The sequence below is a fragment of the Aestuariimicrobium kwangyangense DSM 21549 genome (genome assembly GCF_000421525.1).
GTDB classification, from domain to species: Bacteria; Actinomycetota; Actinomycetes; order Propionibacteriales; family Propionibacteriaceae; genus Aestuariimicrobium; species Aestuariimicrobium kwangyangense.
Window position 1 is genome coordinate 1,215,309 of record NZ_ATXE01000001.1, and the last position, 20,707, is coordinate 1,236,015.

Annotated in this window: 19 protein-coding genes and 1 pseudogene; 11 read left to right on the plus strand and 9 right to left on the minus strand. The window is 69.8% G+C overall.

Annotated features, from left to right (window positions below):
- Positions 1-15: 15 nt before the first annotated feature.
- From H507_RS0105400 to H507_RS0105425, 6 genes are all read left to right on the plus strand, one after another.
- On the plus strand, positions 16-831 hold the full coding sequence (locus H507_RS0105400; protein ID WP_022909704.1) for a lysophospholipid acyltransferase family protein: 816 nt from the start codon (positions 16-18) through the stop codon (positions 829-831).
- Positions 831-2,015: an ATP-binding protein gene (locus H507_RS14955; protein WP_022909705.1), complete on the plus strand. Its 1,185-nt coding sequence runs from the start codon at positions 831-833 to the stop codon at positions 2,013-2,015. The genes H507_RS0105400 and H507_RS14955 overlap by 1 nt, the downstream gene beginning before the upstream one ends.
- A 33-nt stretch (positions 2,016-2,048) precedes the next feature.
- Complete coding sequence (locus tag H507_RS0105410) at positions 2,049-2,693, plus strand: response regulator transcription factor (protein ID WP_211217317.1); 645 nt, start codon at positions 2,049-2,051, stop codon at positions 2,691-2,693.
- Between the two features lie 94 nt (positions 2,694-2,787).
- Positions 2,788-4,179, plus strand: a complete 1,392-nt coding sequence (locus H507_RS0105415; RefSeq protein WP_022909707.1) for a class II 3-deoxy-7-phosphoheptulonate synthase — start codon at positions 2,788-2,790, stop codon at positions 4,177-4,179.
- Positions 4,180-4,185: 6 nt separating this feature from the next.
- Entirely contained in the window at positions 4,186-5,235 is a 1,050-nt protein-coding gene (locus H507_RS0105420) for a threonine aldolase family protein (RefSeq protein ID WP_022909708.1), read from the plus strand.
- A gap of 100 nt (positions 5,236-5,335) precedes the next feature.
- Positions 5,336-5,992, plus strand: coding sequence for an MBL fold metallo-hydrolase (locus H507_RS0105425; protein ID WP_022909709.1), 657 nt, complete (start codon positions 5,336-5,338; stop codon positions 5,990-5,992).
- Here the strand turns inward: H507_RS0105425 and H507_RS0105430 are convergent.
- From H507_RS0105430 to H507_RS18225, 4 genes and pseudogenes are all read right to left on the minus strand, one after another.
- Positions 5,986-7,260, minus strand: coding sequence for a hypothetical protein (locus H507_RS0105430; protein WP_022909710.1), 1,275 nt, complete (start codon positions 7,258-7,260; stop codon positions 5,986-5,988). The genes H507_RS0105425 and H507_RS0105430 overlap by 7 nt on opposite strands.
- A 43-nt stretch (positions 7,261-7,303) precedes the next feature.
- A complete protein-coding gene (locus tag H507_RS14960; RefSeq protein ID WP_022909711.1) occupies positions 7,304-8,257 on the minus strand; it encodes a DMT family transporter in 954 nt (317 codons plus the stop codon).
- A gap of 105 nt (positions 8,258-8,362) precedes the next feature.
- Entirely contained in the window at positions 8,363-9,550 is a 1,188-nt protein-coding gene (locus H507_RS18220; RefSeq protein WP_425393305.1) for a PASTA domain-containing protein, read from the minus strand.
- 138 nt (positions 9,551-9,688) lie between these two features.
- Positions 9,689-10,651 (minus strand): annotated as a pseudogene (locus H507_RS18225) (protein kinase domain-containing protein); the annotation flags it as partial.
- A 178-nt stretch (positions 10,652-10,829) separates the two neighbouring features.
- Between H507_RS18225 and H507_RS14970 the strand changes: the two are divergent.
- Together H507_RS14970 and H507_RS0105450 are read left to right on the plus strand one after the other, a co-directional pair.
- Entirely contained in the window at positions 10,830-11,504 is a 675-nt protein-coding gene (locus H507_RS14970; protein WP_022909713.1) for a thiamine phosphate synthase, read from the plus strand.
- Between the two features lie 93 nt (positions 11,505-11,597).
- Positions 11,598-11,891 (plus strand): hypothetical protein, encoded by a 294-nt coding sequence (locus H507_RS0105450; RefSeq protein WP_026377818.1) that lies wholly within the window; start codon positions 11,598-11,600, stop codon positions 11,889-11,891.
- On the opposite strand, the gene H507_RS0105455 is transcribed toward H507_RS0105450, so the two are convergent.
- On the minus strand, positions 11,885-13,015 hold the full coding sequence (locus H507_RS0105455; protein WP_022909715.1) for a polyprenyl synthetase family protein: 1,131 nt from the start codon (positions 13,013-13,015) through the stop codon (positions 11,885-11,887). The genes H507_RS0105450 and H507_RS0105455 overlap by 7 nt on opposite strands.
- 50 nt (positions 13,016-13,065) lie before the next feature.
- On the opposite strand from H507_RS0105455, the gene H507_RS0105460 reads away from it, so the two are divergent.
- Positions 13,066-13,974, plus strand: a complete 909-nt coding sequence (locus tag H507_RS0105460; protein WP_022909716.1) for a methylenetetrahydrofolate reductase — start codon at positions 13,066-13,068, stop codon at positions 13,972-13,974.
- 31 nt (positions 13,975-14,005) lie between these two features.
- Here the strand turns inward: H507_RS0105460 and H507_RS14975 are convergent, their stop codons facing one another.
- The 4 genes from H507_RS14975 to H507_RS0105480 all read right to left on the minus strand — a co-directional run bounded on the left by H507_RS14975 (position 14,006) and on the right by H507_RS0105480 (position 19,189).
- Positions 14,006-16,150, minus strand: coding sequence for a HelD family protein (locus tag H507_RS14975; protein ID WP_040437912.1), 2,145 nt, complete (start codon positions 16,148-16,150; stop codon positions 14,006-14,008).
- A gap of 113 nt (positions 16,151-16,263) precedes the next feature.
- Positions 16,264-17,394: a phytoene desaturase family protein gene (locus H507_RS0105470; RefSeq protein ID WP_157438884.1), complete on the minus strand. Its 1,131-nt coding sequence runs from the start codon at positions 17,392-17,394 to the stop codon at positions 16,264-16,266.
- A 137-nt stretch (positions 17,395-17,531) separates the two neighbouring features.
- A complete protein-coding gene (locus H507_RS0105475) occupies positions 17,532-18,125 on the minus strand; it encodes a DUF4126 domain-containing protein (protein WP_022909719.1) in 594 nt (197 codons plus the stop codon).
- A gap of 32 nt (positions 18,126-18,157) precedes the next feature.
- Positions 18,158-19,189 carry a DUF2891 family protein gene (locus H507_RS0105480; protein ID WP_022909720.1) on the minus strand — a complete coding sequence of 344 codons (1,032 nt, stop codon included), beginning with the start codon at positions 19,187-19,189 and terminating at the stop codon, positions 18,158-18,160.
- Between the two features lie 37 nt (positions 19,190-19,226).
- On the opposite strand from H507_RS0105480, the gene H507_RS0105485 reads away from it, so the two are divergent.
- Both H507_RS0105485 and H507_RS0105490 read left to right on the plus strand, forming a co-directional pair.
- Positions 19,227-19,985 (plus strand): LamB/YcsF family protein, encoded by a 759-nt coding sequence (locus tag H507_RS0105485; protein WP_022909721.1) that lies wholly within the window; start codon positions 19,227-19,229, stop codon positions 19,983-19,985.
- Positions 19,982-20,689, plus strand: coding sequence for a 5-oxoprolinase subunit B family protein (locus H507_RS0105490; protein WP_022909722.1), 708 nt, complete (start codon positions 19,982-19,984; stop codon positions 20,687-20,689). The genes H507_RS0105485 and H507_RS0105490 overlap by 4 nt, the downstream gene beginning before the upstream one ends.
- Positions 20,690-20,707: the final 18 nt, after the last annotated feature.

The window sequence follows — 20,707 nt, forward strand, 5'->3', positions numbered from 1 at the left end:
GCCCGAGGACGCCGCATGCCCCCCCGCCGCCCCACCTCCCTTCCCGCCGTCATGCGGATCGCCCGTCGTGCCGTTCACCGGACGCTCACCGTGGTCGGCGCTCCCGCAGTCAGCGAGTTCCGCGACCTGCAGGTCGAAGGGCTCGACAACGTCCCGGCCCATGGGTCGGCCCTGATCGCGTGCAACCACCGCTCGGCCCTCGACGCGGCCACGGTCCAGGCGGTGCTGGATCGCCCGGCGACGGTGGTCCTCCTGCAGGGGTTGTGGCCTTCGGCCGACGGGGACGAGTCCGTCCGCGTCCAGCACCGGGTCGCGGCCGGGGACCTGCTGCTCTGCTTCCCCGAGGTGCACCCGAGCCCCGACGGCCTCGTCCACCGTGGGCACATCGGTCTGGGCGCCCTGGTGCTCGACCATGACCTGCCCGTGATTCCCGCCGCGGTGGTCAACCACGGACGCTCCGTCAGGTTCGGTGCCCCGCTCGACTTCTCCCGGCACCAGGGACTGCCGCTGGCTCGCACCCTGGCTCGTTCGGTGACCGACGAGGTGATGGAACACATCGTCGAGCTCTCCGACCAGGGCTACAGCGATGCCACCGCAGCCGGTGCCAGACAGCAGGCCCGACGTGAACGCCGCGAGCAGATCGCGGGCCGCCGGATCGCGGCAGCCGCTCGCAGACGGGCCGTCAAGGTGGCCGAGGTCACCCGCCGTGAGCAGCGCCACCTGGAGCGGTCCGACCTGGCCCGCCGCGCCGAGGAGGCCGAGATCGTCGCCCGCAGGCAGGCGGAGGAGGCGGCACGCCGCGACCGGCAACAGTTCGGTGAGGGGCGCTGATGGCGTGGCCGATCGCCAGACAACTCGCTCCCGAGCGGCATCTGCTGCGCCCGACCTTCACGGTGCTCAACACCACCCGACTGCTGCTTGCCGTTCACGCAGTGGTGTTCAACGTGATGCGCTCGGACGCGATCAGACATCCCTGGCTGGTCGGTGGGGTGGGGCTGGTGATGCTGGGCTGGACCGGGATCACGTGGTGGACCAGCAGCCGCGAGTCCGAACCGCGGGGGTGGTTCAACTGCCTCGACCTCGCCGTCACGGTGGGACTCGTGCTGTCGTCGGAGCTGTTGTTGGGGCCCACCACCTACGAACGGGGCTACGTGCCCGTGACCGTCGACTGGCATGTCGCCGCACCTTTGGCCATCGCCGTCTCCCGCGGACCCCGGTGGGGACTCGCCTCGGCGGCACTGGTGGGTGCCTCGACCCTGGCCCTGGCACCCTCGTGGGAGCCCCGGGCCTGGTCGGGAGGATTCGCCGTCTGCATCATCGTCTGGGGCGTGGGTCAACTGGTCGAACTGGTGCGTGCGGCCATCCGTGAGCGTGACGCCACCGTGGCCCGGTCGACCGCCCTCGCCGAGCGTGACCGGGTGGCGCGCATCGTGCACGACGGTGCCCTGCAGGTGTTGTCAATGGTGGAGCGTGAGGGTCCGGCTCTCGGCCCCACCGGGCAACGCCTGTCACGGATGGCGCGCAATCAGGAGACCAGGCTGCGTGCGATCCTGCAGGACCGCACGGTCGACATCGTCGATGGCGACGAACCTGCCATGGTCGACCTGGTCGCACTGCTCGACGCGCAGTCCTCGGACCGGGTGACGGTGTCGACGATGGCAGGGCAGGTGATGATGCCCCGAGGGCGGGCCAGCGAGCTCATGGCAGCGGTCAGTCAGGCCCTCTACAACGCCCAGCGTCACGCCGGGGCGAACGCCCACGCCTGGGTGCTGGTCGAGGAACTCGAGGGCCGGGTGACGATCTCGGTGCGCGACAACGGCGTGGGGATGACTCCCGATGCCATCGCCACGGCTCTGGCATCAGACAGGATGGGTATGCGCGCCTCCATCAGGGGACGACTGGTCGACCTCGGCGGAACGGCAACCCTGCGCTCGGAACCCGGTCGTGGCGTGGAATGGGAGCTGTCGGCCCCCTTGGGCGACCCTGCCACCAGCGACATCGACTCGAGGAAGTGACCCGTGCACCAGCCAGCCAGCGGCCGCCGCGTGATGTTGGTGGACGACCACCCCATGTGGATCGAAGCCCTGCGCGATGACCTCACCCAGGAGGGTTTCGAGGTCGTCGCCGAGGCCCACACCGGTGAGGAGTGCCTGCGGCGCGCCCGGGCCACTCGTCCCGACGTGGTCGTCATGGACCTGCAGATCCCCGAACCCGACGGTGCCTCGTGCACCGAGATCCTGCTCAAGGAGTTCCCCGAACTGAGGATCCTGGTGCTGTCCGCCTCGGGGGAGCGGGACGACGTGCTGCGGGCCGTGAAGGCCGGAGCCCTCGGCTACCTGCTGAAGAACGCCTCGAAGGCCGAACTCCTCGACGGCGTCCGCCGCACGGCCGCAGGCGATGCGGTGTTCACCCCAGGACTGGCCGGGCTGGTGTTGGGCGAGTTCCGGCGGATGATGACCGTGGCCCACCTGCACAAGGAGGAGGGTCCGATCCTCACCTCCCGCGAGGTCGAGGTGCTGCGCCTGGTGGCCAAGGGTCTGGCCTACCGCGAGATCGCCGACGAACTGGTGGTCTCCCACCGCACCGTGCAGAACCACGTGCAGAACGTGCTGCGCAAACTGCAGTTGCACAACCGGGTCGAGCTCACGCTCTACGCCATCGAGCAGGGCTACTCCGAGGGCCCTGTCAGCTGAGCCGCCGCCACCGGCGGCACCGCTGTCCGGGCAGGGCTTCCGCCAGTCGGGAATTGGTGCGGCGCCCCTCCCGTGAGCGACTAGCATCACGATCATGTCTTCGCTGATCCCCTCCTTGGCCGAGCTGCGTGAACGCCCCCTGATCCAGCAGCCGACCTATCAGGATCTGGGGAAGCGCGACCAGGTGATCGAGTCACTGCGGGGGCTGCCGCCGCTGGTGTTCGCCGGTGAGTGCGACGACCTGCGTTCGAAGTTGGCCGAGGTCGCCCAGGGACGAGCCTTCCTGCTCCAGGGCGGCGACTGTGCAGAGACCTTCGCGTCGGTGAACGCCGACAACATCAAGGGCAAGCTGAGGGTGCTGCTGAGCATGGCCGTGGTGATGACCTACGCGGCGCAGGTGCCCGTGGTCAAGGTCGGCCGGATCGCGGGTCAGTACGCGAAGCCACGCTCCAAGAACGACGAGACCCGAGACGGGGTGACCCTGCCGGCCTACCGCGGTGATGCGGTCAACGGCTTCCCCTTCACCCCGGAGTCACGGGCCCACGACCCGCAGCGCCTGCTGCGCGTCTACAACGCATCGGCGGCCACGCTCAACCTCGTGCGCGCCTTCACCAGGGGCGGCTTCGCCGACCTTCGCGACATCCACACCTGGAATGCCGATTTCGTCCGCAACTCCAATGTCGAGACCAAGTACGAGGAGTTGGCCGCCGAGATCGACCGGGCGCTCGCCTTCATGGTCGCCTGCGGTATCGACGCCGACGAGATGTCGACGGTCGACTTCTACGCCAGCCATGAGGCCCTGCTGCTCGACTACGAACACTCACTGACCCGCATCGACTCCCGCTCCCAACTTCCGTACAACACCTCGGGCCACATGGTCTGGATCGGCGAACGCAACCGTCAGCTCGACGGCGCGCAGGTCGAACTGATGCGCCACATCCAGAACCCGGTCGGGGTGAAGCTGGGTCCCACCAGTGACGCCGAGACGGCCCTGGCGCTCGCCGACCGGCTCGACCCTGAGCGGGTGCCGGGCAAGATCACCTTCATCACCAGGATGGGCGCGGCCAACGTGCGGGACAAACTCCCGGGCATCGTCGAGGCCGTCGAGGCGTCGGGCCGCAAGGTGGTGTGGGTCTGCGATCCGATGCACGGCAACACCTTCGAGGCCGCCAACGGCTACAAGACCCGTGCGTTCAACGACGTGGTCGACGAGGTGAACGGGTTCTTCGACGTGCACCACAACCTCGGCACCTGGCCCGGGGGCGTGCACATCGAGCTCACCGGCGACGACGTGACCGAGTGCGTGGGGGGCGCTGACGAGCTCAAGGAGGAAGACCTCGCGAGCCGCTACGAGACCGCCTGCGATCCCCGACTCAACCGCAACCAGTCGCTGGAGTTGGCGTTCATGGTGGCCGAGCGCCTGCGTGACGGACTGGCCAAGCGCGGGGTGAACCCCGTACAGGCCTTCCAGTCCAGGGAACTCTGAGCAGACATGACCGCGATCGACCTGCGCTCCGACACCGTCACCCGTCCCACGGCGCAGATGCGTCGGGTGATGCTCGACGCCCCGGTGGGCGACGACGTCTACGGCGAGGATCCCTCGATCGCCGAGTTCGAGGCCCGGGTGGCCGACCTGTGCGGCAAGCCGGCGGCGTTGTTCTGCGCCACCGGGTCGTTGTCGAACCTGTTGGGGGTGCAGACCCTGGTCGCTCCCGGCACCGAGGTGCTGTGCGAGGCCAGCGCCCACATCGCCCGCGCCGAGATGGGTGCACACGGGGCCCTGCACGGGGTGACCATGCGCACCTGGGTCGCCGGGCACGGCGAGGGACGAACGGCGGGGCTGGCCACCACGGGTCAGATCGAGGAACTGCTGTCGCCTGAGGCGGGCCCCTACCTGGTCTCCACCGCGGCCGTGGAACTGGAGAACACCCACAACTTCGGCGGCGGCACCATCCAGCCCATCGAGCACCTGCGGGAGGTCTCGGCGATGTGCCGCGCGGCTGGGGTGGGCCTGCACCTCGACGGGGCGAGGTTGTGGAATGCCCATGTCGAGACCGGTGTGCCGATCGCCGACTACTCCGCCCTGTTCGACACCGTGAGCCTTTGTTTCTCCAAGGGCCTCGGCGCCCCGGTCGGGTCGGTCCTGGTCGGCTCGGACGAGGCCATCGCCCAGGCAAGGGTGCAGCGCAAGCGACTCGGGGCGGGCTGGCGACAGGCCGGCATGCTGGCAGCGGCCGCCCAGTTCGCCCTCGACCACCACGTCGACCGGTTGGTGGACGACCACGCCGCTGCCCGCGCCTTCGCCGAACGGGTCGCCCTGGCTGCCCCGGGAGCGGTGGACCCCGAGCGGGTGCCGACCAACATCGTGGTCGTGAAGACCGGGAGCCGCCCGGCCCAGGACGTGGCGGCCGCCGCCGCTGCCCAAGGGGTGCGGGTGAGCGTGGTGGGTGCGCGTCTGGTGCGGGCCGTGACCCACCTCGACGTGGACGCCGCCGACTGTCGGGCGGCCGGCGACGTGGTCGGACGACTGCTCGCCCCCTGACCCGTGGGTCGCGGACGGGGCCCGACGGCTGGGTGAACACAGCCAGGATCGGCTGCCCCGATCGGCTGACGAACGGTGTCGACCCGGGCAGAGTGGACTCATGCAACTGACACATCTCGGGCACGCGGCCGTCCTGGTCGAGGTCGCCGATCGGCGCCTCCTGATCGACCCCGGCAACCTCTCGTCCGACTGGCACACCCTGACCGGTCTCGATGCGATCCTGGTCACCCACCAGCACCCCGACCACGTCGATCCGGCCCGGATCGGTGCCCTGCTCGCCGCCAATCCCGATGCGAAGGTCTGGGTCGAGCCGCAGGTGCTCGACAACGTCGACCTCGGCGGTCGAGGCGAGGGCCTGGCGGCTGACGGGTCGGTGGACCTCGGCGCGGTCCGAGTCAGCGCCGTGGGTGGTCTGCACGCGGTCATCCATCGCGACATCCCTCAGATCGGCAATGTCGGACTGCTGGTCGAGGCGGAATCAGAACCGTGCTTCTTCCACCCCGGCGACTCACTGGCGACCTGCCCCCAGGGCGTCGACGTCGTCGCAGTTCCCGGGTACGGCCCCTGGGCGGCCATGAAGGAGACGATCGACTTCGCCCGCGAGGTGGGGGCGCCGCAAGGATTCATCATCCACGACAGACTGCTGAGCGAGCCCGGGTTCGGACTGGTCTTCTCCCGGGTCGGCGACATGTCCCCGACGACGATGGTCGACCTGCGGGACGGGCGGCCGTTCGAGGTGGGTCAGCCCACTCAGTAGGGGAGCACCTCGGTCAGGCGCGTCTGCTGCTCGACCGATCCCACCAGCGGCACGGGCGGGACCGCCAGACCCAGGTTCTGCCACACGTAACGCGGCACACGTCCGAAGAACGCGAGCAGGAACAGTCGCGCGGTCTCCATGGACTCGACGGTGTGCTCGCAGCTGATCGTCAGTCTGCCGTCCGCCCCCTCGAAGGGAGGGGGGTTGACCGCCAGCATCCACTCCATCATGCGGGGGTGGAAGATGTCGTGGGCGAAGCGGGCGTCGGGTGCGCGCACGGTGAACCGTTCGTTGAAGTCGACCGACTCGAACTCGCGCTTGTTGCCGAACCACCCGGCATTGACCTTGAACTCGCCGAACGGGAAGCTCGGGTGGAACTCACGAAGGTTCTCCGAGTGGTGGTCGGTGACCGTCCGCGTCCGCGTGCCACCGTTGCCATCGGACTCGGTGACGGTTCGCGTGGTCGTCCAGTGGTGCGTGAGGGCGACGATGGCGATGGGGCCGTCGGTGGCGATCATCACGTCCTTCGCCTGGTGGTTCGACCCGCCGGAGGTGTGCGCCACCGACTGCAACGCGGCATCGTCCCGGGGACGGTAGATCCACGCGGGGTGCTGGTAGAAGCTCAGTTCGCGCGGCGGGGCCTCGGTCTGGAACCGGGCCAGACCTTCTGCCGACAGCTCCCGGGCCCCCAGTGCCATCGCCTCGACGTAGGCCTGCAGCTGGTCGGCCTGTCGTGGCGCGCCCAGCCCCACCAAGGATGCGTGGTCGACCACCAGTTGGGGCGTGGTCACGGTCGAGAGCTGCCGGAGTGCCGGGTCCAGGGCGCGTGCGGCCACTCGCACCCATGCGGCGTCGTGGCCGATCTGGCGCAGCCCTGAGTCCTGGCTGAACTCGGTGGCACGGATGCCGGAGCGGTTGACGGTGACGGGGAAGGTGTGGAACTCGGGCAGTGAGCGGGGCAGGGGCATGGTGACCACGTAGCCGTCGCCCGCCGACACCCCCGAGGCGGAGTACTTGAAGGCCTGGAAGGGCACGCCAGAACTCGTCCGCCCGATGATCTGGTCATCGACCCGACGGTTGAACCCCAGCCCGAAGGGGGCCACGTTGAGCCCGTGCACGATCGAGACGTCGGGGCTGGTGACGAATCGCCACCCCTTGTCCCTGAGCGACTTCACGTACCGCGCTCGGAGCACCCCCCAGACGATCAACCCGGCCACCAGGAGGCCGAGCACCACCAGCAGCACGACCCATCCGCCGCCACCGTCCATGGCGATCCCCTCTCACTCGAGCCCAGCCTGCCACCCGGACCGGTCAGGCGGACTCGGCTGGGACGCGGGCAGCGTCCTGCTGGATCCGGGGGACGACCCGGCCACGTGCGGACGACGGGCGCCCGCGGCGAGCAGCCGTGACGCGTCCGCGCCAACGGCCCCGGGGGACGATCACCAAGGCGATGGCGGCGGTGATGGCCGTGCCGCCCAGCAGCAGCCGAAGGGTGAGGGACTCACCGCCCATCGAGATGGCGAACAGGGCCCCCCACAGGGGCTCGGTGCCCATCACGATGGCGGCCTTGGTCGCCTCCACGTGGGCCTGGGCCCACACCTGGAGGGCCAGCGGGAGCGCTCCGCAGATCACCGCGAGGTAGGCCAGTTCCCACCACAGTCCCGCGCTGTCGGGAAGAGCAACCCCGTGGGGGATCGCGACGATCCCGGAGACGACGGCGATGGTGATGGTCTGCACCAGGGTGAGGCTCAGCGCCGTCCGGGGAGTGACCACGTGGCCCACGGCAATGATGTGGGCCGCGTAGGCCAGTGCACCGAGCAACGTGAGCAGCTCACCTCGTCCGATGCCTGAACCGGTCGAACCCAACGAGAGGGCGGCCAGCCCAAGGGTCGACAGCCCCACCGCCGTCCAGACGTTCCTGGACGGTCGTGCCCCCAGCACGACCCATGCGAGCAGTGGGGTGGCAACGATGTAGAGTCCCGTCAGGAATCCCGAGATCGAGGCATCGATGTCGACCAGTCCCCAGGTGCTGGTCAGTTGTCCGAGGACGAAGACCAGGCCCAGCAGCACGCCCTGGCCCAGCGTGCGTCGTGACATGCGCAGGGCATGGGGAACGATGACCAGGAGCGCGACCGCAGCGATGGCGAACCTGGAGAACACGAGGTCGGTGGCGTCCATCGCCCCCAGCAGGTCCTTCATCACCACCAGTGAGGATCCCCACAACACCGCCATCGCCACGAGCGAGAGCGGTGCCAGACGATTCACATGGAGGTTCTTCACATGGATGGATCGTACAGGAAAGGAATTTTGTTCCAAACTCGAGCAGGCGTCAGATTTTACGGTTCCTGCACGGTTGGACGGAGAGTGTCGTCAGCTCACGAAGATGGTGACGGTCGAGCCCTTGGGGATCATCCGACCACTGGCCGGGTCCTGCCCCGCCACCACGTTGAGCCTCAGCCAGTCCGGCGTGTTGTAGGTGACCGTCACCTTGAACCCGGCCTGGGTCAGCTTCTCCCTGGCCTGGGCCTCGTCCTTGCCGGTGACCCGCGGAACACTGACGAGCACCGGTCCCTTGGACACGACCAGACGTACGGTGTCCCCCTTCTTGCCGTTGCCCCGATCAGGCGACTGGGAGATGACCACACCCTTCGCGACGGTGTCGGAGTTCTGCTCGGTCCTGGTGACGGTGAATCCCGCCTTGCCCAGGGCGGTGCTCGCATCGTCCGCGGACTTGCCGACGTAGCTGGCGATCGGGATGGGTTGGGGCCCCTTCGAGACCGTCAGGTCGATGGGGGTGTTCTTCTTCAGCAACGTGCCCTCGGGCTGGGAGGACTTCACCACGACGCCGACCGGCACCGTCTCGTTCCATGCCTGGCTCAGTGTGCCCAGGGTGAGTCGCCCCCGGCTCAGCGCCTGTCTGGCCTCGTCCAGTGAAAACCCGACCAGGGTCGGGGTCGCGTAGCGCTCCGGACCCGACGAGATGAACACGTGGAGCGAGGTACCCTTCTTCACGCGTTCCCCCCCGGTGGGGTCGCTGGAGATCACCGACCCCTTCTGCACCGTCTCCGAGAACTGTGACTCGCTGACGATGGAGAACCCCTCGGAGTGCGCCAGTGAGGTGGCCTGGCCCTCGCTCAGGTTCGCCAGCGGGGGAGCGGTCGTGTACGACCACCTGGTCACGTACAGGTAACTGGTGACGATCAGCCCCACCACGAGCACGAGCACCAGCAGGGCTGCCACCAGCCCCCGGCGGCGGCGGTGCACGGGTTCGTGCGAGATGTGCGAGAACACCGGGGTGCGTGGACTGCGCGGACTGCGTGTCGTCGGAGGGTTGGTTCGCGCACGGGAGACAGGACGCGGAACCGCGAACCCCTCCGAGTCATCCTGGTCGTCACGACCCACCCAGCCCACCGAGGATGAACCGGCTGAGGTCCGGCGGCGAGGGTCGAGGGAACTGCCGTCCACGGCCTTGTCGCTGAGGTCGACCCGGTAGTCAGGTCCGTGGCCCGGGGCGCTGTGATCGGTGGGGCTCTTCGGGGTGGGGGCCGTCAGCCGCACCGAGGCAACAGCCGGCTCGAGCCGGTGGATGGGCTCGGAGTGCGGTGAGGTGGGCCGGTGGCTGACCGGACGAGGCGGTGCGCCGGCTGACTGGGCGCCCTGCCGCAGGGAGGACCGGTGCGGTGGCTCGGGTCGGCCGTCGGGGTCGGGAACGGTGCGTTCGTCCCGGCCCGGGTCGTGGCGCGTCGAGGCCAGCATCAGGTCGGTCAGGGCGGGGTCGTCCATCACACCCTTGCGCAGCGACCGCCGTGCGGTGCGCACCAGGGCGAGCAGTTCGCGCGCGTCGCGGGGGCGATCGGAACTCTGTCGACGGGTGCAGGCGACCACCAGTGCGTCGAGGTAGGGAGGGATGATGCGCGAGGTGTCGGTGGCCCGCCCGAGCAAGGTCGAGGGAGCGGGGATGTCGTGGTGGACGTGGCTCCAGGCGACGGCGATCGGTGTCTCGGCGACATGCGGCTTCTGGCCGGTCAGCATCTCGAAGAGCATCACCCCGGTGGAGTACACGTCTCCTGAGGCATCTGCCCTGGCGCGGGTGACGAGTTCGGGGGGCATGTAGCTGACGGTGCCCATCAGCAGTCCCTGGGTGGCCGTGGCGGTCTGCGCGGTGACGGCGCGAGCGAGCCCGAAGTCGGCCACCTTCACCTGACCCCGGCTCGAGATCAGCACGTTCTCGGGCTTCACGTCGCGGTGCACCATCTGCGAGTCGTGCGCACTCGCCAGGGCGTGGGCGACCGCCTCGATCAGTTCCAGGGCTCGCAGGGGTTCCATGGGACCCTCGCGATTGAGCAGGTGGCGCAGCGTGGAACCGTCCACGAACTCCATCACGATGTAGGGACGACCGTGGTCCTGTCCCTGGTCGAAGACGCTCACGACGTGCGGGTTCGACAGGGTGGCAGCTGCCCGTGCCTCCCGGTCGAACTTCTTGGCGAAATCGGTGTCGCCCCCGAGCCCCTCGTGCATGACCTTGATGGCGACCACCCGGGTGAGGCGGCGATCCAGCCCGCGGTAGACGGTTGCCATGCCCCCTCGCGCAAGGCGCGCAAGGACCTCGTAGCGCCCGTCGAGCACTTGCCCGACCAAGGGATCGCTGACGCCGGTCATGGTCACAAAAGCTCCAAACACGGTCGGGGAAGGGAGGCCGTGCAAGCCTGCGGCCCATCGTAGACGACACGACTGTGATTCTCCCCGCGCCCTCGCGTGAGCGTGTCGGGCGAGCGGGGGCCCTGGCGTCGACCGCCAACCGCGCCCGCCGCAGCCGCCCTCTCCCTATGCTGAACGGGTGACTGCACTCATCTCCATGCGTGACAACCTGCGGTGGTCGAAGCTGCACCTCATCACCGATCTCGGTGCGGGGCGAGGGGTCGCTGCCCACGACCTACCACGGTTCATCGGTGACCTCTATGACGCCGGGGTCGACGTCATCGAGTTGCGCGACCAGGCGCTGGGGGAGCAGCGTGCGCTGGTCGAACAGGTGCACGCGGTGGCCTTCGACCGCCGACGGTTGCTGGTGCTCGGACGAGACCTGCAGGCGGCGGCGGCCCAGCAGGCAGACGTGCTGCACCTGGGGGCGAGCGACGGTGACCTGACCGCCGCGCGTCGCCGACTGCACGAGTACGCCCTGGTCGGACGGTCGGTGCACAACCCGGCCCAGTGGGACCACGCGGCCCGGGAGGCCGACTACGCCTACGTCGGGCCGGTCTTCGCCGAGCAGGGACAGGCACCGGGGCTGGAACTCGTGCGCTACGCCGCCCAACAGTCCGGTGATGACTTCGTGTGGGTCGCGGTGGGTGGGATCACCGCGTCGAACCTCGACCAGGTGCTCGAGGCGGGAGCCAGACGGGTGGCGGTCTCCGCGGCCATTGTCGGCGCCAAGGATCCGGTGGCGGCGGCCGGGGCACTGGCCGACACCCTGCGCGAACGGCTGGGGCCGGTCGGCCTCACGGCACATGACTGAGCTGTGAGCGCGCCCCCGTGAGGTGGCTGTGGCCCCCGTGATGTGGCTGTGGCACAGTGGGAAGACATCTCCTGAGCAGTCTGGCTGGTGACCATGTCGAACCTGTTCGAACTCTTCAATCCCAACGCGGCGCACTGGCGCCGCCAACGCGATCTCGACAAGGTCGCCGTCGTGCCCAGCCGCAACGGTGCGCAGGGGCCGATGAGGATCGATCTCGACAAGGGGACGATCGTGCTGCCAGCCCGCCCCGCCAGCGATGTCGATCCCACCGCCACCGCCGAAGCCGAGACCTCCTCAGCCAAGACCTCCTCGGGGCCGGTCGCGGACCAGGATCCATCGGCCGCCGAGGAAGCAGCCGGGGCGCAGGAGTCCACTCCGGGTCAGTGACTGCGACGCACGCTGGCCTCGGCCAGAGCCGTCAGGGCCGTCCGTCCCTCATCGGTCAGTCTCGCCGCGTTGAGAACGTCGAGGGCTCGTGCATGGGCCGCCGAGATCGCCTGTTCCGTCGCAGCCAGAGCACCCGAACCCTCGATGATCGTCCTGGCGCGGTCGACGTCGGCCTCCGTCAGGTCCGGGTTCCCGAGCATGGCGTCCAGGGCGGCCGCGTCCTCGTCCGGGGCGAGGTCGAGGGCGTGGGCCACCAGCACGGTCCGCTTTCCCTCCCTGAGGTCGTCACCGGCCGGCTTGCCGGTCACTGACTCGTCACCGAACACGCCCAGCACGTCATCGCGGTACTGGAAGGCATGGCCCATGGGTGAGCCGAACTCGCCCAGGGCGCGCAACAGGTGCGAATCGGCGCCGGCCAGCGCCGCACCGATCTGACAGGGTCGGGCCACCGTGTAGCGGCTGGTCTTGAACTCGACCACCCGTTGGGCCATCTCCACCTCGCGGGCCACCTGCAGGTCACGGGCCTCGCCCCCGGATGCTGGAGTCGAGACGCCCAGCCTGGCCTGCGCCACCACGTCGAGGTACTGGCCGGCGGTCACTTCCTGTCGGACGGCGTCGAACAGGGGCAGGGCGCGGCCCAGGACTTCGTCGGCCAGCCCCGAGCGGCGCAGCAATTCGACCGACCAGACCAGCAGCAGGTCACCCAGCAGGATGGCCCCCGCCCTGCCGAAGGATTCTGCGCTGCCGCGGCCACCAGCGGCCCGGTGCTCGGCCTCGAGCTGTCGATGGGCCGAGGGCAGGCCACGTCGGGTGTCGGAGGCGTCCATCACGTCGTCGTGCATGAGGGCCGAGACGTGCAACAGGTCGAGCGAGGCGCAGGCCCTCAGCAGGGGTGCCGGGTCAGCGGGCTGGCCGGTGACCGCCACGTGGCTCCAGTACGCGAAGGCCGGACGAATGCGCTTCCCCCCGGTCGTGAACGTGGTGGCGAGGTCGCCCAACCGTGACAGCTCCGGGGCGATCTCGACGAGGCTGTTCGTCCGCTCGTCGATGAACTCGGTCAGTTCCCGGTGGACCGCCTCACGAAAGTCGGCGCTGAGCGGGGAACTGGGGTCGAAGGGGGCCACGGACTGAGCCTAACCGGTGGCCACCGAGCCGTCGCCCTAGGCTGGAAGGCGTGCCCTCCACCCCCGTGACCCCCCCGCGACCGACCCTCGCCGAGCGGTTGGCGACCGCGGAGCGTCCGTTGTTCTCGTTCGAGTTCCGGCCCCCGCGCTCCGAGGAGGAGTTCGAGACCCTGTGGACGGCCATCGAGCGGCTGGCCCCGCTCGACCCTGATTTCGTCTCGGTCACCTACGGCGCGAACGGGTCCCAGCGAGAGCGCACCCTGCGTGCGAGTGAGCGGATCATGCACCGTACCCAGCTGGAGACCATCGGCCACCTCACCTGTGCCGACCAGTCCGTCGACGAGTTGCGTGCCACCATCCGTGCGTACGCCGAGATCGGCGTCACCCACATCCTGGCCATCCGGGGCGACATGCCAGGAGGTCCCACCGTCCCCTGGCAGCGGCACCCCGACGGCCTCGACAACGCCACCGAGCTGGTGCGGCTGATCAAGGCCGAGGGAGATTTCTGCGTCGGGGTGGCGGCCTTCCCCACCCCCCACGCGGACAAGTCGGACGCCGACCTCGACGCCCGCCTGCTGGTGGCGAAGTGGGAGGCGGGCGCGGAGTTCGCGATCACCCAGCTGTTCTTCGAGCCCGACCAGTACTTCGATCTCGTCGACCGGGTGCGCTCGCTGGGCTGCCCCATCCCGATCATCCCCGGGATCATGCCGGTGGCAACCGTCAAGCAGGTCACGACCTTCGCCGAACTCTCGGGGGCACCCCTGCCGCAACTGATGGTCGACCGGTTGCAGGCGATCGCACACGATCCCGACCAGGTGCGGGTCGTGGGCGCCCGGATCGCCTCCGAGCTGGCCGTCACCCTGCTACGAGGTGGCGCGCCGGGGCTGCAGTTCTTCACCCAGAACCGGTCCCGGGCGACCCGGGAGATCTTCGAACGGCTGCAGCACCGACATTGGTGAACCCGTGCCCGGCGCCGGGCCGGGCGCCGGGTCAGACGCCTGCCACCTCGGGGCGCCAGCGTGCCGGGCGGCCCCGGTCGAGGTCGAGGGTGACCAGTCGCTGGGTGGGTCGGGTCAGCGCGACGTAGAGCACACGGACTCCACCCGGCGCCTCCGCCACCACGTCGTCCGGTGAGACCACCAGGACCCCGTCGTACTCCAGACCCTTGGCCTGCAGCGGCGTGACCACCCGCACCCGGTCGGGGTGGGAGGTGGCGAGCGCGGCGCGCACCCGCTCGATCAGCGAGGGAGGTGAGACGACACCGATCGTCCCCGTCACCTGGTCGGCCAGCCTGGACACGTGCTGACGCAGGGCATCGTCCAGGCCCTCGGGCGTGGTGGCCTCCAGCTGCGGAGCGAAACCGGTTCGACGCACGGCCTCGGGAAGGTCGGCGTCCGGCTGCACCGTGGTGATCACCTTGGCCGCCAGGTTGAACACCTCGGCCGGCGAGCGGTAGTTCGTCGACAACCTGAACTGGCGGAACGGGGCTCGTCCGACCAGGTCGGTCATGGCCCGGGCCGTCTCGTCGGGGTCGGGGAAGGAGCTCTGCGCGGGATCGCCGACGATCGTCCAGCTGGCCTGCGGGCCGCGCCGACGCAACATCCGCCACTGCATCGGCGTGATGTCCTGGGCCTCGTCGACGAGCACGTGCGCGAAGGTGTCCTGGGGGTCGTCGTCGGGGTCGACGACGCGCTGGTCGGTCAGCCGTTCCATGGTGGTGACCAGTTCCTCGACGTCGGCGCCTCCCTCGAAGATGACCGAACGGTCGTCGTCCACCTCGACGACGGGTGCGCCGACGATCGAGACCAACTCGTCGAGCAGCGCGATGTCGGCGATCGTCCAGCCACGCTCGCCCGAGACGACGGGGGCGTAGGACTCCGCCAGCACTCGGCGCTCCTCGGCCGAGAGTCCGCCCCCCACCTGCTCGAGCACGGCCGGGTCGACCAGTCGGGTCAACAGGTCGCGTGGGTCGACCGAGGGCCACCAGGCGTGCAGGAACATCGTCCACGACGCCTGCGAGGTGACGGCATCGTCGAACTGGTCGCGGCCCAGCTCGTCGTCATTGGTGAACATGCCCCACAACGCACCCAGGGCGGCCCGTTCGGCGGCCTCCCTGCCCTGGTTGAGGCGGTGGTTCGACAGCACCTGCTTGCGCAGTCCCGCCACCTGCTGGGGACGAAGGGTCATCACCTCGCCCTTGACGCTCACCCGAAGGCTCGGTTCCTGGTCACCGGGCGGAAGCTGGGCCAGGGCCCTGAGCACCGGCAGCATGCGGATGGAGCCCTTCAGCAGGGCTGCCGGCGCGGTGTCGACGATGTCGGAACTCGACCCCAGCACGTCGACGGCCAGGGCCCCGACGGCGCGCAGGGTGACGGCGTCCTCGCCGAGCGAGGGCAGAACCCGTTCGATGTAGTTCATGAACACCCCGCTCGGGCCGACCACGAGCACGCCGCCCTTCTCGAGGCGCTTGCGGTGGGTGTAGAGCAGGTAGGCCGCGCGGTGCAGGGCCACGACGGTCTTGCCGGTGCCGGGGCCACCCGAGATCACGGTGAACCCCTGGTAGGGAGCGCGGATGGCTTCGTCCTGCTCGGCCTGGATGGTGGCGACGATGTCGCGCATGGCGTCGCCCCGGGCGCGCTTCAGGGCGGCCATCAGGGCGCCCTCGCCGACCACCACCAGGTCGGAATCGGCGGAGGAGTCGAGCAGGTCGTCCTCGACACCGGTGACGGTGGCACCGTGGGTGCGCAGCACTCTGCGGCGGATGACGCCGAGCGGCTCGTTGGGGGTGGCGCGGTAGAACGGCTCGGCGGCCGGAGCGCGCCAGTCCATCACCAGTGGCTCGTACTCCTCGTCGCGCACGCCGATGCGACCGATGTGTCGCACCTCGCCATCGGTGAGGTCGAGCCGGCCGAACACCAGCCCCTCGTGTTCGGCGTCCAGGGTGGCCAGACGTCTGGCGGACTGGTAGGCGAACGCGTCCCGCTCGAACATGGCGGTGCCATGTTCCTCACGGACGTAGTCGCCACGATCGCTCTTGTAGGTCTCGCTACCAGCGCGAGCCACCTGCTTCGCGGACGCCGTGGCCAGGTCGAGGGCCTGGTACACGCGGTCGACGTGATCCTGTTCCGCCGCGATCTCTCGACGGACGGTGTCAGGATCGGGGGTGGACGCGGACTGGCGAGGCCGGTCCGAGCTTGTGGGTGATGAGTTCACTAACTTCCCTCACACGGTGAGACTGACGCTCAAGCCTACTCGGGTGCACGGCCGAACTGGGTATTCGAGCCGTCTGCTGGTCGCGGAACCGGAATCGGGCGTAGCCGTGGGGGAAGCGGTTGGTTCCGGTTGGTGGGGCGGATGTCCTCCCCGGTGAGGTGCTCGTGCACCTCGTAGGCCAGCAACGCCCCGGTGAGCAGTTGAGCCCAGGGTTCGTTGCCCGCGTGGCTCGCGGCGCTGCCTCGCCAGTGGGTGTCGTCGACGCGCAGAGGCGGACGCTCACGCCACTGACGGAAGCTTTTCACGGTCCAGCCCGCGGTACCCGGTGGGGGGGCCTGGCGGGTCGCCCAGTCGGTGACGACGGCGTGCCCCTGCCAGAGCCACGTGACCTCAGCCCCCGCCTCGGTTCGGTGATGGACGTGTTCGGTCACAACCCCTGGCGGCAGGTCATTGTCGTGATGACTGCACTCGAACGAGGGGGCCCAGGGGCGCGGGGCCGACCGCCACGGCAACAACGACCGCGGCGGGACCGGGGTCAGGGTGTCGACGTCGACGCGGGCCGAGCCGGGGTGCTGCTCATGGACGTGGGTGAAACGGACCCCCAGGGAGAGGGCCCGCGTCATCAGCAGATCGGTGAGGCGGCTCAGGGGTTGGGCCCGGCGGGTGTCGGCATCGATGAGGTGCCATCGTCCGAAGGTGCGCTCCACGGACCAGCGGGAGGCCAGCAGGGCAGGCGCCCTGTTGTCACGCGTGGCTGGTTCGTTCTCGGCGCCCGCGCGCGCTGCGACGCTGGTGAAGAGCTCGACCAGTCGGGCGTCGGTCAGTGGTGCGGTCAGTTCCCCCATCGACGTCCGCGGCAGCAGGGGGCCGAGATCTGCGTCGGTGTCGAAGGGATGCTCGGCGCCTTGGCGCCGCCAGGCCTGCCACAACGTGTCGGCGCGGTCGAGCACCTGGGCCCAGGCCAATGCCTGGGTTCGTCCCACCAAGGGCTCGAGGGCTCGCACCTGCGCCCCGCGCTCGGTGGGAAGTGCCACCTCGCTGCCGTCGAAGAAGTGATGCATCGCAGGGGGCGCCTCGACCAGTTCCAGATGGGCGCCGTTCAGCGCTCCGGCCAAGGGTTGGCCGGTCTTGGTGAAGAGGTCGCGCCAGACAGCCGGGAGAGTCATGACCGGGGGGTCGCACCGCTCCGGGGAGGGGGTGCCGACCACTTCGACCTGATGCCCCCAGCGGGCCAGTCGTGCCGCCGTGGCGATCCCCACCAGGCTCGCCCCACGCACTCGTACGGTAGGCCCCTCGCCGAGGCTCATGATGGCCGTGGCTCCGGGCGCAGCCAGCGTCGGATGGCACGCCATCCGCGACGCACCCTCGAGAAGGCGAACCAGAACACGATCGCGGTGGCCACCAGCAGCACGCCCGCGATGATCGCAGCCACCACCGGGAAGCTGGCAGCCAGAGCCGCCACTCCCACGACGCTGACGTCACCGGCGGCCGAGGCGGCGACATTGGTGACCGGCTCGGGTGAGGTGTTGATGGCCAGTCGTAGCCCCGCCTTGGTGAGGTGGCTGAGCAGGGCCGACACCCCGCCGACGGCTGCCAGCGAGAGGGTCAGCAGGCTGCCTGAGTGCCCGGCGATCAGGGCTCCGATCACGGCCCCCGCGACGGGTCGGATGATCGTCGAGACGGTGTCCCAGGCTGAGTCGAGGTAGGGAATCTTGTCGGCCACCAGTTCGAGCACGGCGAGCACCGTCATCACGATCAGCACATCGGTGCGCTGGAACCCCGCCGGAACGCTCGGCTCGTGGGCGAAACGGCCCATCAAGCCCAGGACCAGCACGGTGGCGTAGGCGTTGATGCCGCTGGCCCAACCCGAGGCGAACGTCATGGGGAGCAGTTCCATGGCGACACAGTAGGCCCGCGGCGGCCCGCGGCTCAGGCCATCAGGGCGGCGAGCACTGCGAAACTGACCAGCCAGTGCGTGCTCATGAAGTCGCCCTCGCTGATGGCGGCGGATGCATGGGCCACCAGCTCGTCCGCGGCAGAACGGGCTGCCGTGGCCCGAGGTGCCTCGAGGAAGGGCGCCAGTGCCCGTAGTTGGGCCGCGCGACTGAGCGCGAGCCCGTGGAGGTGGACGGCGTGGCCGTCGGTCTCGTCCAGCACGACCGGCGTCTGCAGCAGCCTCTCGCCGGGTTCGGCCAGCACCGGCAGGAAGGTGTTCAGCCAGGCCCCGAACTCCTGGTGGGGCAGCACCCGGCGCATCAGGTCGGCCTCGCAGAGCGCCGGGGACAGGAAGTCGGAACCGCTCGGCTCCCAGGAGCTGGGGTAGTCGACGTCGGGGAGGAAGAACTCGCGGGCGGCCGTGTCGATGGCGGTGACCACGTCGTCGACCCCGAGCGCCTCGAAGGCGTCGCGGGCCAGGGTGAGGCCGAAGGCGGTGTTGGAGTGCACCCCGTGGCGGATCGGGAAGGCGAGTTTGGGCAACCAGGCGATCAGGTGGTCCCCGACCTGGTCGGCCACCGGCTGCAGCGCGGTGGCCCAGGTCCGGGCGCGTGCAGCCAGGGGGTGGGCGGTGTCCGCCGCCAGCGCCGTGGCGCCGGCGGTCAGGGTCGCGACCCATCCCCAGCCATAGGGCCGTTCATAGCCGGGATGGTCCGCCAGATAGGTCGCCTCCACCTGACCGTTCTCGTCGGTGAGTCGGGAGTCGAGTTCGGCGGTGAGGGCGTCACGGGTCTCCTCGGGGAGGGCCGTGTGGTGCAGCAGCGTGATCGCCGACCACTGCATGTGCGCCGAGGAGTGCCAGTCGAGGCTGGCGTGGAACATCGGGTGCAGGCGGGAGGGGGTGACGTCACAGTCCTCGGGTCCCCGGCTGGCGTGGGCTGCGGCGTAGGGCCACGGGGTGGCCAACACCTCGGCGATGGTGGTGGCCCACGTCTGGGCGTGGGGCTGCAGCGCGCTGATCGACATGCCCTCGAGCGTAGGTGCTCGTGCCAGACTCGGGCACATGCGAACCGTCGATCTGAACGCCGACCTGGGGGAGTCCTTCGGGTCGTGGACGATGGGTGACGACGAGGCCCTGCTCGGCGTGGTGACCTCGGCCAATGTCGCCTGCGGTTTCCACGCCGGGGACCCGACGGTGATGCTGCGTACCCTGCGTGCGGCCGCCGACCGGGGGGTCGTGGTCGGGGCGCACGTCTCCTACCGCGACCTCGCGGGCTTCGGACGACGGTTCGTCGACGTCGATCCCGCCGAACTCCGCGCCGACGTGCTCTACCAACTGGCCGCACTGGCCGGTCTGGCCGCCGTCGTCGGCGCCCGGGTGGGCTACGTCAAACCCCACGGGGCGCTGTACAACGCCATCGTCACCCACCCCGAGCAGGCCGGTGCTGTGGTGGGGGCCATCGGTGACTTCGACGAGTCCTTGGCCCTGTTGGGCCTGCCGGGGATCGCTCACGAACTGGCCCGTGGACGAGGCATCCGCACCGTCGTCGAGGCCTTCGCCGACCGGGGTTACCGCCCCGACGGCACGCTCGTCCCGCGCCGCGAACCCGGTGCGCTGCTGCACGACCCGCGGGTGGTGGCGGAGAGGATGGTGGGGCTCGTCCGCACCGGGGTGGTTGAGGCCGTCGACGGCACCGAGGTGGCGGTGGAGGCCGAATCGATCTGCGTCCACGGCGACTCGCCCGGGGCGGTGGCGCTGGCCTGCTCCGTGCGGGAGGCGATGGCCGCGGCCGACATCGGGCTGGCCCCGTTCGTGTCGTGACGTCGGTGCCCGGCGAGTGGACGGACGATCCGGTGGGTGGCTCCGGGATCAGGCCCTTCGAGCTGAGACCCCTGGGCGGTTCGGCCGTGCTCGTCGACTGCGGGTCGCCGGTTCGGCGTCGCCAACTCGTGGCGCTGCTCGAGGCCGAACTGGTGGGGGGCCGGTTGCCCGACGTGATCGACCTGGTGGTGGGTGTGCAGACCGTTGCGGTCTTCCTGACCTCGCCTGTCGAGGTGTCGGCCGCGATGGCAGCACTCACCAGCCTGATCCCCAGGAGCGTCGTCACCGGGAGCACGGTGCCCGGGGCGGTTGCCGGGGTCACCTCCGACGTGGTGGTTCCGGTGGTCTACGACGGTGATGACCTCGTCGAGGTCGCCGACCTGCTCGGTCTGGGAGTGCGTGACCTGGTCGACTGGCACACCAGCCAGGTCTGGACCTGTGACCTGGTCGGATTCCTGCCCGGGTTCGGTTACCTGGTCGGTGAGCACCCCCGCTCCGTGCCTCGGCGCACCGCCCCCCGAACCCGAATCCCCGCCGGTTCGGTGGCGCTGGCGGGGGAGTGGAGCGGTGTCTACCCGGGTGCCTCTCCGGGGGGTTGGCAGGTGATCGGCCGCACGGCGCTGGCGATGTTCGACCCCCACCGTCAGCCGCCCGCCCTGCTGCATGCCGGGGTGCGGGTGCGGTTCGTCGAGGTCTCCGCGTGAACCCCCTGCCTGTGGACC